The 14,340-nt window shown below is 66.2% G+C and carries 17 protein-coding genes; 9 read left to right on the top strand and 8 right to left on the bottom strand.

Features of this window, described 5'->3' with window-relative positions; all coding sequences use genetic code 11:
* The first annotated feature begins 22 nt into the window (after positions 1–22).
* Positions 23–484 carry a CBS domain-containing protein gene (locus VNW74_RS26030; RefSeq protein ID WP_325682211.1) on the top strand — a complete coding sequence of 154 codons (462 nt, stop codon included), beginning with the start codon at positions 23–25 and terminating at the stop codon, positions 482–484.
* A 167-nt stretch (positions 485–651) separates the two neighbouring features.
* Here the strand turns inward: VNW74_RS26030 and VNW74_RS26035 are convergent, their stop codons facing one another.
* Complete coding sequence (locus VNW74_RS26035; protein WP_325682235.1) at positions 652–1,842, bottom strand: class I SAM-dependent RNA methyltransferase; 1,191 nt, start codon at positions 1,840–1,842, stop codon at positions 652–654.
* 20 nt (positions 1,843–1,862) lie between these two features.
* Positions 1,863–3,857 (bottom strand): APC family permease, encoded by a 1,995-nt coding sequence (locus VNW74_RS26040; protein ID WP_325682213.1) that lies wholly within the window; start codon positions 3,855–3,857, stop codon positions 1,863–1,865.
* A 95-nt stretch (positions 3,858–3,952) separates the two neighbouring features.
* Between VNW74_RS26040 and VNW74_RS26045 the strand changes: the two genes are divergently transcribed.
* Together VNW74_RS26045 and VNW74_RS26050 are read left to right on the top strand one after the other, a co-directional pair.
* Entirely contained in the window at positions 3,953–4,618 is a 666-nt protein-coding gene (locus VNW74_RS26045) for a TrkA family potassium uptake protein (RefSeq protein ID WP_325682215.1), read from the top strand.
* 59 nt (positions 4,619–4,677) lie between these two features.
* On the top strand, positions 4,678–5,340 hold the full coding sequence (locus tag VNW74_RS26050; RefSeq protein ID WP_325682217.1) for a TrkA family potassium uptake protein: 663 nt from the start codon (positions 4,678–4,680) through the stop codon (positions 5,338–5,340).
* Here the strand turns inward: VNW74_RS26050 and VNW74_RS26055 are convergent.
* On the bottom strand, positions 5,291–5,926 hold the full coding sequence (locus tag VNW74_RS26055; RefSeq protein ID WP_414686777.1) for a DUF3159 domain-containing protein: 636 nt from the start codon (positions 5,924–5,926) through the stop codon (positions 5,291–5,293). The genes VNW74_RS26050 and VNW74_RS26055 overlap by 50 nt on opposite strands.
* A gap of 101 nt (positions 5,927–6,027) precedes the next feature.
* Entirely contained in the window at positions 6,028–6,396 is a 369-nt protein-coding gene (locus tag VNW74_RS26060) for an OB-fold nucleic acid binding domain-containing protein (protein ID WP_325682219.1), read from the bottom strand.
* Positions 6,397–6,536: 140 nt separating this feature from the next.
* On the opposite strand from VNW74_RS26060, the gene VNW74_RS26065 reads away from it, so the two are divergent.
* Positions 6,537–7,229: an alpha/beta hydrolase gene (locus VNW74_RS26065; RefSeq protein ID WP_414686778.1), complete on the top strand. Its 693-nt coding sequence runs from the start codon at positions 6,537–6,539 to the stop codon at positions 7,227–7,229.
* Here VNW74_RS26065 and VNW74_RS26070 read toward each other — a convergent pair.
* Both VNW74_RS26070 and dut read right to left on the bottom strand, forming a co-directional pair.
* A complete protein-coding gene (locus VNW74_RS26070) occupies positions 7,226–8,044 on the bottom strand; it encodes a DUF3710 domain-containing protein (RefSeq protein ID WP_325682239.1) in 819 nt (272 codons plus the stop codon). The two genes, VNW74_RS26065 and VNW74_RS26070, sit on opposite strands and share 4 nt — an antisense overlap.
* A gap of 139 nt (positions 8,045–8,183) precedes the next feature.
* Positions 8,184–8,648: a dUTP diphosphatase gene (dut, locus tag VNW74_RS26075; RefSeq protein WP_325682223.1), complete on the bottom strand. Its 465-nt coding sequence runs from the start codon at positions 8,646–8,648 to the stop codon at positions 8,184–8,186.
* Positions 8,649–8,673: 25 nt separating this feature from the next.
* Between dut and VNW74_RS26080 the strand changes: the two genes are divergently transcribed.
* Positions 8,674–9,150: a DUF3093 domain-containing protein gene (locus tag VNW74_RS26080; protein WP_325682225.1), complete on the top strand. Its 477-nt coding sequence runs from the start codon at positions 8,674–8,676 to the stop codon at positions 9,148–9,150.
* A 4-nt stretch (positions 9,151–9,154) separates the two neighbouring features.
* Here the strand turns inward: VNW74_RS26080 and VNW74_RS26085 are convergent, their stop codons facing one another.
* Positions 9,155–9,457: a DUF4193 domain-containing protein gene (locus VNW74_RS26085; RefSeq protein WP_003919098.1), complete on the bottom strand. Its 303-nt coding sequence runs from the start codon at positions 9,455–9,457 to the stop codon at positions 9,155–9,157.
* A 161-nt stretch (positions 9,458–9,618) separates the two neighbouring features.
* Between VNW74_RS26085 and cei the strand changes: the two genes are divergently transcribed.
* Positions 9,619–10,266, top strand: a complete 648-nt coding sequence (gene cei, locus VNW74_RS26090; RefSeq protein ID WP_325682227.1) for an envelope integrity protein Cei — start codon at positions 9,619–9,621, stop codon at positions 10,264–10,266.
* A 16-nt stretch (positions 10,267–10,282) separates the two neighbouring features.
* On the opposite strand, the gene VNW74_RS26095 is transcribed toward cei, so the two are convergent.
* Positions 10,283–11,158, bottom strand: a complete 876-nt coding sequence (locus VNW74_RS26095) for an inositol monophosphatase family protein (protein ID WP_325682229.1) — start codon at positions 11,156–11,158, stop codon at positions 10,283–10,285.
* A gap of 186 nt (positions 11,159–11,344) precedes the next feature.
* Here VNW74_RS26095 and ppgK point away from each other — a divergent pair, with 186 nt between their 5' ends.
* The 3 genes from ppgK to VNW74_RS26110 all read left to right on the top strand — a co-directional run.
* On the top strand, positions 11,345–12,148 hold the full coding sequence (gene ppgK / locus VNW74_RS26100) for a polyphosphate--glucose phosphotransferase (protein WP_325682231.1): 804 nt from the start codon (positions 11,345–11,347) through the stop codon (positions 12,146–12,148).
* Between the two features lie 135 nt (positions 12,149–12,283).
* Positions 12,284–13,894, top strand: a complete 1,611-nt coding sequence (locus VNW74_RS26105; protein WP_414686776.1) for an RNA polymerase sigma factor — start codon at positions 12,284–12,286, stop codon at positions 13,892–13,894.
* A 221-nt stretch (positions 13,895–14,115) separates the two neighbouring features.
* On the top strand, positions 14,116–14,340 hold a 225-nt coding region (locus VNW74_RS26110), incomplete at its 3' end, for a tyrosine-type recombinase/integrase (RefSeq protein ID WP_325682243.1).

Genomic DNA, 14,340 nt, shown 5'->3' on the forward strand with positions numbered 1-14,340 from the left:
TCGCCGGACGTATGGTGTCAGTGTGCGGGCAGAGGATCTCGACGAGAAGTTCCCGGTCGTAAATATCGATTCAGATGCGCTTGATGCGGTCCGTTTGCTTGCGGAGCACCGACTGAACGGGCTCGTGGTCGTCACCGACACGTCCGAGACCCCATACGCCGTGCTGCCGGCCTCCCAGGTCGTCCGATTCATCGTGCCCGGCTATGTGCAAGACGATCCCGGCCTGGCCAGCGTCTTGACCGAGTCGATGGCCGACCACGCCGCAGAGAAGCTCAGTGGCAAGACGATCCGCGATGTGCTGCCAAAGCAACGCCAACACATACCTGTGGCCGACGGCGACGACACCATCATCGAAGTGGCCGAGGTCATGGCGCGTCTCCGAAGTCCGCTGGTCGCCGTGGTCAAAGACGGCAGGTTGCACGGGGTGATCACCGCATCACGCCTGCTGTCCGCGGCGCTGAACGATTCATCGGAGATTCGGTAGGGCGAGCCGGCACCGGGCGGCGAGCTGACCGCCCCACGCTGATTGCGGCGATCTGCCGGATCCACTGACGTACGCGTTTACTTAGCCTTCGCCCAATCTTCAGTCGACCGTTAGCCGACGAGCCTAAAGAGTAACTACGCGAGGTACTTTCGAGCGAAGGCCGCCGGTCAGCGCGTCAACAGCGCGATGCACTCGGTGTGATGGGTCAGCGGGAACGAGTCGAACACCGAAATCTCGTTGACCGCATAGCCGTGCTGCAAATACAGGCCGATATCGCGCGCGAACGACGCCGCCTCGCAACCGATGTGCACCACCCGCGGGACTTTGGCGGCGGCCAGCAGGTCGATCACGTCGCGTCCCGCGCCGGCACGCGGCGGATCGAGCACGGCCACATCGGCACCGCGGCGTTCACCGGCCAGTGCCCGCCGCACCGAATCGGTGAGCACACTGACCTGCGGGATATCGGCCAACGTGGCTCGCGCCGCCCGCGACGCCGCCCGCGAGCTATCGACGCTCAGCACCCGTCCGGACTCCCCCACCGCATCAGCGAGCACCGCGGCGAAAACCCCTACGCCACCGTAGAGATCCCAGGCTGTCATGCCTGGGCCCGGTTGAGCCCAGTCGCTGACCAGTTCGCTGTACGTCCGTGCCGCGTCGCGGTGGGCCTGCCAGAAGGCCGTCACCGGTACCTGCCAGCTGTACCGACCCGCCCGCTGTACGCCTTCGTAGTTGCCCTCCACCACTTCGGTCGAGGTTCGTCGGCCCTGTCGCGCCGTGCGGACCACATGCCGCTGACCGTCGTCATCGATGACGATGTGCAGTTGCGCGCCGGGCGGCCATTCGGTCGAACCGACACCGTCGGTCATCCCGGCCGGCAGCTGACCGCAATCGAGATCGGCGACCAGCTCATCGCTGCGGTAGCGGTGAAATCCGGCACGCCCGTCAGCGCCGATGTCGAGCCGGACCCGGGTTCGCCAACCGGTCGGGCCTACTGGTGAAAGCGGTTCGACGCTCCCATGCCAGTGGTAATTGCCAAGACGGCCAAGCTGATTGGACACGACTTCGGCTTTGAGCACCCGCGCCGCGGCCGGCTCGACGAAAGCCAGATCGCAACACCCGGCGCCGTCCACCCCCGCGATCGCGCATAGTGACGTCCTACGGTCGTCTGACGCCTCGATCACCTCGACGGCCTCGGCGTGCCAATAGGAACCCCGGTCTGCGGTGACCCGCACCCGCACCCGCTCGCCGGGCAATGCGTAGCGCACGAACACCACACGACCGTCGTGACGTGCCACGCAGCTGCCCCCGTTGGCCGGCGCCCCGACCGTCAACGTCAATTCCCTCAGCGCGGGTGACAGCCCCGCAGTGAACTCAGGTGTCAATCGAAAATCCCCCGACGAGCATCGCCGGGAGCCGCGTGCGGATGCATCGCCTTGAGCCGCTCCGACGAATTAAGTTGCCAAGGGACCGATGTCACCATCACCCCCGGCATGAACAGCAAGCGGCCCTTCAGCCGCAGCGCGCTTTGATTGTGCAGCAGGTGCTCCCACCAATGGCCCACGACATACTCCGGCAGGAAGACCGTCACCACGCTGCGCGGCGATTCCTTGCTTACGCGTTTGACGTAATCCAGTATCGGGCGCGTGATTTCGCGGTACGGCGAAGCGATGACCTTCAGCGGCACGCTGATATCGCTGTCTTCCCATCTGCGGACTAGCGCACGGGTTTCCGCGTCGTCGACGCTCACCGTGACGGCCTCCAGCGCATCGGGCCGCGTCGCGCGCGCATAGGCCAGCGCGCGCAGTGTCGGTAGATGCAACTTCGACACCAGCACCACGGCGTGGTTGCGGCTGGGCAACACAACCTCATTTTTGTCGGTGGCCTGTTGCTCCAGTTCCCGGGTGACGGTGTCGTAATGCTTGCGGATCATCTTCATCACCACGAAAAGTAACGTCATGGCGACAACAGCGATCCACGCTCCGGCAAGGAACTTGGTGATCAATACGACGAACAGCACCGCGCCGGTGGCCACGAACCCGATGGTGTTGACCGCCCGGGAGCGCTGCATCGTCTGCCTCACGGCGGGATCGGTTTCATTGCGCAGCAGCCGAGTCCAGTGTCGGACCATGCCGATTTGGCTCAGCGTGAACGAAATGAACACCCCGACGATGTACAGCTGAATCAGCGCGGTGACCTCCGCCCGGAAAGCGATGATCGCCGCGAGGGCCGCGACCGCCAGGAACACGATGCCGTTGGAGAAGGCCAGCCGGTCCCCGCGAGTGTGCAGTTGGCGGGGAAGATAACTGTCCTGGGCCAGTACCGAGCCCAGTACCGGAAACCCGTTGAACGCCGTGTTGGCCGCCAGCACCAGGATGAGCGCGGTCACCACGGCGATCAGCAGGAACCCGATCTGGAAGTTGCCGAAGACCGCGTGCGCGATCTGAGTGACGAGAGTCTTCTGTTGATAGTCGCGCGGGATGCCGGCCAGTTGCGTGGCGGGATCGTCGACGATCTGGACCCCGGTCTCCTTGGCCAGCAAGATGATGCCCATCAACAGGCTCACCGCGATCGTGCCCAGCAGTAGCAGCGTCGTTGCCGCGTTGCGCGACTTAGGTTTTCGAAATGCCGGCACCCCGTTGCTGATCGCCTCCACACCGGTGAGCGCCGCGCAGCCCGATGAGAACGACCGCGCGACCAGGAACACCAACGCGAAGCCTGTGATCTCGCTGCGCTCGGCATGCATCACGAAGCCGGCGGACTCGGCCCGTAGCGGCTCGCCCAGCACGTAAATCTGGAACAACCCCCAGCCGAGCATGGCGGCTACGCCGACGATGAACGCATAGGTGGGGACGGCGAAGGCCACCCCGGATTCGCGCACACCGCGCAGGTTCAGCGCCATCACCAGCAGGATCGCGCTCACGCAGAACAGCACCTTGTGGTCGGCGACGAACGGGACGGCGGACCCGATGTTCGACATGGCCGATGCCGTCGAAACAGCCACCGTGAGAACATAATCCACCATCAGAGCACTTGCCACCGTGAGGCCGGCATTGGGACCCAGGTTGGTGGTGACCACCTCGTAGTCGCCGCCGCCGGAGGGGTAGGCATGCACGTTCTGCCGGTAGCTGGCCACCACGACCAGCATCACCGCGGCCACCGCCAGCCCGATCCACGGTGCCAACGAGTACGCCGCCAAACCGGCCACCGAGAGCATCAGGAAGACCTCCTCGGGGGCGTAAGCCACCGAGGACAATGCATCGGAGGCGAACACCGGCAAGGCGATCCGCTTGGGCAGCAGAGTGTGGCTCAGCCGATCGCTGCGAAACGGCCGGCCCAAAACCAGCCGACGCGCCGCAGTCGAAAGTTTGGACACGAGAGCCAAGAGTAAGCGCACCCGGGACTGCCGGTACGGTTCTCTTGACAGCGGTGGGGCCTGACAAGTAACACGCGCGCCGAGAGGACCCGCAAGTGCGAGTGGTTGTGATGGGGTGCGGTCGGGTGGGGTCGTCGGTGGCCGACGGGTTGTCTCGGCTCGGCCACCACGTGGCGGTCATCGACAGTGACAGCAAGGCGTTTGGTCGGCTGAGCCCGGACTTCTCCGGTGAGCGTGTGCACGGTGTCGGATTCGACCGAGACGTGCTGCTCAGGTCCGGTATCGAGGAGGCCGATGCGTTCGCCGCGGTGTCATCCGGCGATAACTCGAACATTATTTCAGCCCGGCTGGCTCGGGAAATCTTCCGTGTGCCGCGGGTTGTGGCGCGCATCTACGACGCCAAACGTGCCCAGGTTTATGAACGCCTGGGCATTCCCACGATCGCCACCGTGCCGTGGACGACCGATCGGTTGCTCAACGCGCTCACCCGGGATACCGAGACCACCAAGTGGCGGGACCCGACCGGGACCGTCGCCGTGGCCGAGGTCGCGCTGCACGAGGACTGGGTGGGCCGCCGGGCCACCGATCTGGAGACGGCCACCGGCGCAAGAGTGGCGTTCTTGATTCGATTCGGTACCGGCGTGCTACCCGAGCCGAAGACGGTCATCCAGGCCGGCGATCAGGTCTATGTCGCCGCCATATCAGGCCGTGTAGCTGAGGCATTGGCGATCGCGGCATTGCCTCCCGGAGAGGACCTTTAGCCGATGAAACGCGCCGACGACGATAAAGACCCCCTAGCCGGGATTGTGGAGTGGCGGTCATGAAGGTAGCTGTCGCCGGAGCCGGGGCGGTCGGCCGCTCGGTCACCCGCGAACTCCTGGACAACGGTCACGACGTGTCACTGATCGACCGCAACCCCGAGCACATCGACGTCGACGCCATCAAGGGCGCGCGCTGGCAACTCGGCGACGCCTGCGAGATGAGCGTGCTGCAGTCGATACGCCTGGAGGAATTCGACGTCGTGGTGGCCGCCACCGGCGACGACAAGGCGAACGTGGTGCTCAGCTTGCTGGCCAAGACGGAGTTCGCAGTGCCCCGCGTGGTGGCCCGGGTCAACGATCCCCGCAACGAATGGCTGTTCACCGACGCCTGGGGCGTCGATGTGGCGGTGTCCACCCCGCGGATGTTGTGTTCTTTGATCGAGGAGGCCGTCGCGGTCGGAGACCTGGTGCGGCTGATGGAGTTCCGGAACGGTCAGGCCAACCTGCTCGAGATCACGCTGCCTGACGACACGCCGTGGGGCGGCAAGGCGGTGCGGAAGTTACAGCTGCCGCGGGATGCCGCGCTGGTGACAATCCTGCGTGGGACCAGGGTCATCGTGCCGCAGGACGACGAGCCGCTGGAGGGTGGCGACGAGCTGCTGTTTGTGGCGGTCACCGAGGTGGAGGAAGAGCTGCGCCAGCTGTTGTTGCCGCTGCAGTAACGGTGCTGGTCGCCTCCAGAGCGCGCTGCGCCACCCTGATCGCCAGGTAGGTCACCAACGCCGCCGCCGCGGTCAGCGGCCACCCCATCGCGATCCGTGCCACCACGAGCCAGCCCGTGTGGTCGGAGTCGTAGAGCACTCGCTGCACCACGAAGCGTGCGCCGAAGACCAGCACCCAGGTGAGCGTGGCGATATCGAAGGCGTAGACCGCGCGGCGGACGTCGCGCCAGGCCCGATCGTGCCCGCCCAGCCAGCTCCAGATGTAGCCGACAACTGGCCGGCGGATCAGGATGGAGACCGCGAATACCGCCGCCCACAACAGCGACGTCCAGATGCCCAGCAGAAAGTAACCTTTGGACTGCCCCAGCATGTACGCGATCAGCGCGCAGACCACGACGCCGATGAGTCCCGACACCGCCGGCTGCACGGACTCGCGCCGGATCAGCCGCCACAGCAGGATGAGCGTGGCGATGCCGAGGGCGGCGCCGACCGCCGCCGCCAAGCCAAGCAGCCTCGAGGTGCCGACGAAGACCAGCACCGGCAGCGAGGAATAGATCATCCCGGACACGCCGCCCAGCTGTGCCATCACCCGCTCGGCCGGGGTGGGCTGTGCAGCCTCGGACCGCCCTTCGCTCTCGGCTGCCGGCGTCATGTCACTGGCGTCTGTTGCACCGTTCACTCGGCGCTTCACCGCTGAATTTCGTAGTGCGGGTTGTAAATCGCTTTGGTGCCGTTTTCCAGCCTGCCGAGCCGGCCCTGGACTCGCAGCGTGCGGCCCGAGTCGATGCCGGGAATCCTGCGTTGCCCCAACCACACCAGCGTCACGGTGTCGGTGCCGTCGAACAGCTCGGCGCGCACCCCGCCGGGGCAACCCTTGGCGTTGGTGTCCACGCAGCGCAGCGTTCCGACCATGGTGACCTCCTGGCCTCGCTCACAGTCGATGGCTCGCTGCGCCCCGGTATTGACTGCCTCGTCGGACAATTCCTCGACGTCGCGCTGCTCGGGGTCCTCCGTCAACCGACGAGTCAGCCGGCGCAGATAACCTTTCGCCGCCATGACAACTCCTGACCGTCCTGTAAATCCACCTTGCACCGGTGGAAGTCGATCCTCTCACGCCAACGGAAACCGTAGACCCGTTAGTTCCCGTGCCTTTTGCGGATAGCCGGATAGCGCCCGGGCAGTATCTAGGGGTGGCTATGAACCTGGGCGGGGCGACGGTCGTGATGCTGCCGGGCACGGGGTCCGACAACGACTACGTCACTCGGGCATTCTCGGGGCCGCTACACGATGCCGGCGCGGGGATTCTGGCCCCGCCACCGCAGCCACGCCACTTGATCGCCGGCTACCTGACGGCTTTGGACGACGCGGCGCGCCGCGGTCCGATCGCGGTCGGCGGCGTTTCGATCGGGGCCGCGGTGGCCGCGGCCTGGGCGCTACAGCATCCCGATCGCGCGGTGGCAGTGTTGGCCGCGCTGCCGGCCTGGACCGGCCCGCCCGGCGATGCTCCCGCCGCCATTGCGGCCCGGCACTCCGCGGACCAGCTGCGGCACGACGGTTTGGCCGCAACGACCGCGCAGATGCAGGCGTCCAGCCCACCGTGGTTGGCCGAGGAGCTGACCCGGTCATGGCGCAGCCAGTGGCCGCATTTACCCGACGCCATGGAGGAAGCGGCGACCTACGTTGCTCCCACCCGCAAACAGCTGCAGCAGCTGGCGGTGCCGATGGGCGTTGCCGCCGCGACCGACGACCCGATACACCCGCTCGACGTCGGGCTGGAGTGGGCGGCCGCGGCGCCGCACGCAGCGTTGCGCTCGGTGACGCTGGATCAGATCGGCGCCGATCCCGCGGCACTCGGCGCCGCGTGTCTGGCGGCGTTGGGCGACCTTTAGCCGCCGGTGGTGCTGCGCAACTGCTGCATCGCCGACCCGGCGGCGCTACGGCGCGCTGTCGGCGCTGGGGAGTCGGACGGCCCCTCTTCTTCCCCCCCAACGTTAGGGTCCGGCGGCGCGACCGCCTGACCCTCCGGCGCACCCTGCGCAGCGGCCTCGCGCAGCTGTGAGGCCATCGGCTCGGGCAGCTGCACCGGCAATGGCGTCCGAACCGGTAGAGGAGTGTCTCCACGACGAACCACGGTGTCTACCAACGCTTCCCGGGCTTCGTCGGTCAACGCATCGATGGTCTCGGCCGAGGCGTTCACGACGCAGCGAATCATCCAGCGGTAGCCGTCGACCCCGATGAACCGCACCACGCCGGTCGCGGTGCCAACCACCTCCCGGCCCCACTGACCGTCCTGGATGCTCACCGCGGCCCCGTCCTTACGCAGCGAGTCGGCCAGCTCGCTGGCCACCTCGCGCCACAAACCGCCGGTCTTGGGCGCCGCGTAGGCAGCGACGGTGAAGCGACCGTTGGGTGTCACCACCCATACCGCGCTGGGGATGCCCGTCTCGGTCAGCTCGACTTGCAGCTGGGCCGAGGCCGGCATCGGCAGCAGCACCGAACCGAGATCGAGGCGACCCTCCTCAGCGGCCGCGGCGTCGTCAAAATCCTCGATGTCGAACGGCCCCTCCGAGTCGTCGGCGACCGCGTTCCCGACCGACCTTGCCGATTCCGGGGGTGCGGCGGCGACCTCCGGGACTTCCGGAACTTGCCGGACTTCCGATTCGTCGGTCGGCTCGTCTTTGGATTTGCGTCTACCGAATGCCATTACCTCGTCGCTTCGCTCTGCATCGTCGCCGGCGTGGCCATCACGCCGCTCCTCCTCATCGCTTCGCTCTGCATCGTCGCCGGCGCGGCCATCACGCCGCTCCTCCTCATCGCTTCGCTCTGCATCGTCGCCGGCGCGGTCACAGACTCGCGTGTCCGCCGGAGGAGCCGTGGCCACCCTCGCCACGGGAAGTATCGGCCAGCCCGGCCTCGTCGAATGACGACACTTCGACCAAGTCAACCAGCTCGACGCGCTGTACCAACAACTGGGCGATACGGTCGCCGCGATGCACGACGATCGGCACCTCGGGATCGAGATTGATCAAGGCGACCTTGATCTCACCGCGGTAGCCGGCATCGATGGTGCCCGGGCTGTTGACGATCGAAAGCCCTGCCCGCGCAGCTAATCCAGAGCGCGGGTGCACCAAGCCGACCATTCCGAATGGAATGGCAACCGCGATCCCGGTCCGCACCAACGCCCGGTGGCCGGGCGCGAGCTCGACGTCTTCGGCGCTGTAGAGATCGACGCCGGCGTCGCCGGCGTGGGCCCGGGTGGGCAGCGGAAGCCCCGGGTCGAGACGAACAACCGCCAGACTGGTCGACACGGGGCCACAGATTACCCTTGACCGAGTGTCAGGTACGCGAGTCGCGCCGCAAAGCGTCCGGTATCGCGAGCGTTTGTGGGTGCCATGGTGGTGGTGGCCACTGGGTTTCGCGCCGGCGGCACTGATCGCATTGGAAGTCAACCAGGGCGTGCCCAGCATCCCGCGGTGGCTGCCGTTCGCGCTGCTGTTCGTGGTGGCGACCGGAGCGCTGCTCTGGCTGGGCCGCATCGAAATCCGGGTCATTGCCGGCGACGGCGGAGTCGAACTGTGGGCCGGCGAGGCACATCTGCCCGTCACCGTGATCGCCCGATCCGCTGACATCCCGCGGTCGGCCAAATCCGCGGCGCTGGGACGTCAACTCGACCCTGCGGCTTACGTGGTGCACCGGGCCTGGGTCGGACCCATGGTGCTGCTCGTTCTGGACGACGTCGACGACCCGACGCCATACTGGCTGGTGAGCTGCCGCCACCCGGAGCGGGTGCTGTCGGCATTGCGCAGCTAACCGATCAGGCCGCGCAGTCGGTACAGATCATCACGCCGTTTTTCTCGCTGGCCAGCCGACTGCGGTGTTGCACCAGAAAGCAGCTCGAACAAGTGAACTCGTCGGCCTGCTTGGGAATCACGCGGACCGACAGCTCTTCGCCGGATAGATCGGCACCGGGCAGCTCGAAAGATTCGGCGGACTCTGATTCATCGACGTCAACCACCGCCGAAGCCGCTTCGTTTCGCCGTGCTTTGAGCTCCTCTAGGGAATCCTCGGAAACGTCGTCGGTCTCGGTACGCCGTGGGGCGTCGTAATCGGTAGGCATCATCATGTCCCCTCGTAACCTCAAGCAAAGCTTTGTACCAGCGTCGAACGCATCCACCAAACGATTCGTGCCCATAGACCGGGGTGTTGTAGTGTGATTTACGTCACACTAGGTAATTAACCGCGCTACCTCGCCTTAAACATCGCGTTTAGAGTGCGTACGTGGTCGCGCAAATTACCGAAGGCACCGCCTTCGACAAGCACGGTCGACCCTTTCGCCGCCGCAACATCCGACCCGCGATCGTCCTACTGGTCGTGCTGCTGGTCGCGAGCGCGGTGGTGTGGACGATCGCGCTCACCCGTCCGCCCGAGATCCATGAGGCCGCGGCCTGCAACCCGCCGCCGCCGACGGATCCAGGGCAGCCGCACCTGGGTACACCGGTGTCACGCAGCACGATGGTCAATGTCGCACCGGCAAAACTCGCTGACGCCAAAATCCGCGTCTTGAACGCCAGCGGACGCGGCGGTCAGGCCGCCGACATCGCCGGTGCAATGAAAGACCTGGGTTTCGCGCAGCCGATCGCGGCCAACGATCCGATCTATGCCCACGCCAAACTGAACTGCCAGGGCCAGATCCGTTTCGGCGATGCAGGTCAGGCCGGGGCCGCGGCGGTGTGGCTGGTGGCCCCGTGCACCGAGTTGTACCGCGACGACCGCACCGACGATTCCGTTGACTTGGTTCTGGGCACCGACTTCAGCGCGCTGGCGCACAGCGACGATATCGACGCGGTGCTCGCCGGCCTGCGGCCGGGCAACGCTGAGCCGGCCGATCCGGCGCTGCTGGCGAAGATCCACGCGGGCATCTGCTGACCGCCGGGTCGATCGCTCACCCCGGAATCGGAGCCAGCCCGTCGAATCGCTCCAGGACCGCAAGTAACTCATCGGCGATTCCCGGCGCCGCGGCGACCACCAGCGCGGCGGTGCTGTCCGGGTCCCCCGGCTCGGGCACCACCACCCGGGCACCCGCCTCGGCAGCGATCAGCGCGCCGGCCGCACGGTCCCAGACATGCAGGCCGTGTTCGTAGTACGCATCCAGTCGGCCCGCCGCGACCATGCACAAATCCATTGCGGCAGAGCCAATCCGACGCACATCGCGGACGACCGGCAGGATCTTGGCCACCAGGTCCGCCTGCGCCGTACGGCGTCGCCTGGAGTACGCGAATCCGGTGCCCAGTAACGCCATCGACAAATCGTCGACGGCGGTGCACCGCAGCGGGTGGATGCCTTGTTCGTCGATAACGTGTGCGCCCTGTCCGGCCGCGGCCGAGTACACCCGCCCGCCCATGACGTCGGCGACCGCGCCGGCCACCGACACACCGTCGACCTGCGCTGCCACCGACACCGCGTAGGCGGGGATGCCGTAAACGAAATTCACCGTGCCATCGATCGGGTCGAGCACCCAGGTGACCGTGCCGGCACCGCCGCCTGCCGGATCGGCGGGTCCGCCGATTTCTTCGCCCAGCACCGGGTCACCGGATCGCAGCTGCGCCAACCGATCACGCAGAAACCGTTCGGTCTCCGTGTCGACGATGGTCACCGGGTCGGTCGGGGTCGTCTTTGTCCGCACCGCAGCGTTGCTCCCGGCGCGCGCGTCGGGGCCGAACACCTCGTCACGACGGCGCCGGACGAACGCGGCCGCTTCCCCGGCCAACGCCTCGGCCACCGAACGCAGGTGTGCCGGTTGGTTCTCTAGCGTGCTCACCGGTCCATCGCATCACAGTTGACGCCGGGCCACTCCGCTGGCGGTTCGGCACTGGCCGCGAAACAGGCCAGCCGACCGCTCATCCACGCATTAGGGTCAGATTGTCCGAATCGCCCCGGGCGTCCCGGCCCGCGTCGTCGTCGCACTAGGGTGTGGGCGGACACCCCGTCGCGTCGAGGAGATTCGATGACCGCTACCGACTCGAGCACCGACTCGCCCGGGACCGGTGTGCCCGGCACGCCGCGCCAGAGTTTCGGTGTCGACGTCGGCGGTAGCGGCGTCAAGGGCGGAATCGTCGACTTGGATACCGGCCAGCTGGTCGGCGACCGGTTCAAGCTGCCGACACCCAAGCCGGCCACGCCGTCGGCAGTCGCGAAGACCATCGCCGCCGTGGTCAACGAGTTCAACTGGACCGGCCCGCTCGGGGTGACCTATCCGGGGGTCGTCACGAACGGGACTGTCCGGACCGCGGCCAACGTGGACAAAGCATGGATCGGGACCGACGCCCGCAACGTCATCAGCTCGGAGTTGGACGGCCAGGAAATCGTGGTCCTCAACGACGCCGACGCGGCCGGACTGGCAGAAGAGCGCTATGGGGCGGGCAAAGACACCACCGGCGTGGTTGTGGTGCTCACATTCGGAACCGGGATCGGGTCAGCGGTCATTCACAACGGGATTTTGCTGCCCAATACCGAGTTCGGGCACCTCGAGGTCGACGGCAAAGAAGCCGAACACCGCGCCGCGTCATCGGTCAGGGACACCCAGGGTTTGAGCTACGAAAAATGGGCGAAGCAGGTGACAAAGGTGCTGGTCGCCATCGAGAACGCGATGTGGCCCGAACTATTTATCGCCGGCGGCGGGATTAGCCGCAAAGCCGAAAAATGGGTGCCTCTGCTAGAGAACCGCACTCCGGTGGTCGCCGCCGCCCTGCAGAACACCGCGGGAATCGTCGGCGCGGCGATGGCGGCGGCCAGCGACGTGACGCGCTGAATTTAGGCGCTGCGGCCGGGGGATTGCCGCGCTGTCGTTACAATGGTCATCGGCAGCCGCCCGACCGAGAGCGGCGAATATCCGGACTGATAGTGGACGCCGACATTCGACATAGCCGATATTTTCCGGTTGAGCATGCCTAGAGCACCGGAAGTGAGTCCTACCGAAGGGGTTTACGTGGCAGCGACCAAAGCACGACCGGCAACCGAGGAGCCGGTGAAGCGCACGGCCGCCAAGTCCCCCGCCACTGCCGTGGCAAAAGGATCGGCAGCCAAGTCCGCCAACGGCTCCACCACCACAAGACGGGCCACCAAGACGGCGACCAAGGCACCGGCAAAGACGGCGACGCGTGCCGGTAACGCACCGGCGAAGTCCGCCAAGGCCGGTACCGACGCCGCAACCAAGGCGCACAGTTCGACCAAGGGCGCTGCCGCCAAGTCGGAGCCGGTCCGCGGTCGCGCGAAGAAAGCAACGTCGTCTGACGATGCCCCCAACGACGTCGAGGTCGTGGCCGATGAGCTTGAGGTCGAGGAAATCGACGAACTCGACGGCGAGCCGGACATCGAAGGTGAGCCCGTCGAGGAAATCGACCTCGAGACCGAAGACCTGACCCTCGACGACCTCGAGGATGAGCCGGCCGTCGACGCAGAGGCCGACCAGGCCGAGGGCACCGAGGCCAGTTCGAAGAAAGTCGTCGTCGCGGGGCCAGTCGAGGACGAGGAGATCCTCGAGCCGAGCGAAAAAGACAAAGCTTCAGGCGATTTCGTCTGGGATGAGGACGAGTCTGAGGCGTTGCGTCAAGCCCGCAAAGACGCCGAACTCACCGCATCGGCGGACTCGGTTCGCGCCTATCTCAAGCAGATCGGCAAGGTGGCGCTGCTCAACGCCGAAGAGGAAGTCGAGCTGGCCAAGCGGATCGAGGCCGGCCTCTACGCGACGCAGAAGATGACCGAGTTCGCCGAGGCGGGCGAGAAACTGCCGGCCGCCCAGCGCCGCGACATGGCGTGGATCTGCCGCGACGGCGACCGCGCCAAAAACCATCTGCTGGAAGCCAACCTGCGACTCGTCGTCTCGCTGGCCAAGCGGTATACCGGCCGCGGGATGGCCTTCCTCGACCTGATCCAGGAAGGCAACCTGGGTCTGATCCGCGCGGTCGAAAAGTTCGACTACACCAAGGGTTACAAGTTCTCCACGTATGCGACCTGGTGGATCCGCCAGGCGATCACCCGCGCGATGGCCGACCAGGCCCGCACCATCCGCATCCCGGTGCACATGGTCGAGGTGATCAACAAGCTGGGCCGTATTCAGCGCGAGCTGCTGCAGGATCTGGGCCGCGAGCCCACACCCGAGGAGCTGGCCAAAGAAATGGACATCACCCCGGAGAAGGTGCTGGAGATCCAGCAGTACGCCCGCGAACCGATCTCGCTGGACCAGACCATCGGCGACGAGGGCGACAGCCAACTCGGCGACTTCATCGAGGACAGCGAAGCGGTGGTAGCTGTCGACGCGGTGTCGTTCACCCTGCTGCAAGACCAGCTGCAGTCGGTGCTGGAGACGCTCTCGGAGCGCGAAGCCGGTGTCGTAAGGCTGCGCTTCGGCCTGACCGACGGCCAGCCCCGCACCCTCGACGAGATCGGCCAGGTCTACGGGGTTACCCGCGAACGCATCCGCCAGATCGAGTCGAAGACGATGTCGAAGTTGCGCCACCCCAGCCGTTCGCAGGTGCTGCGCGACTACCTGGACTGAGTGACACTCCCTATTCTTGCTTTGACCAGCAGATTTGCTTGTCAATCCAGAAATAGCAGATAAGTACAGCGCAGTCAGCCAAGGTATCGGCATGGCGCGTCGCATGCCAGCAGCCGTCGATCTCGCCGCTTTGCTGCGTTCCTGGGAGCTATCCCTGCGGGCCGCACGCAAGCCGGCGCAGACCATCAAGAGCTCTGGAGTATTACGGGCCGCATTCGGCGCTGAAATATCGCGCCCAGCTGGCCGGTCTGCCGAAGTTTCACCCGCATCTGCTGCGGCACACCGCGGCGTCGCGCTGGCTTGCCGCGGGAGGCACTGAGGGCGGTCTGATGGCCGTCGCCGGCTGGGCCACCCGCGACATGATCGACCGCTACACGCGATCGACCGCATCCGAGCGCGCGGCCGCCGAAGCCCGCGGCGTCAATCTGGGGGAACTGTTATCCGAC

Origin of the sequence: Mycobacterium sp. (assembly GCF_035570115.1) — a bacterium.
In the GTDB taxonomy this organism is placed as follows: Bacteria; Actinomycetota; Actinomycetes; order Mycobacteriales; family Mycobacteriaceae; genus Mycobacterium.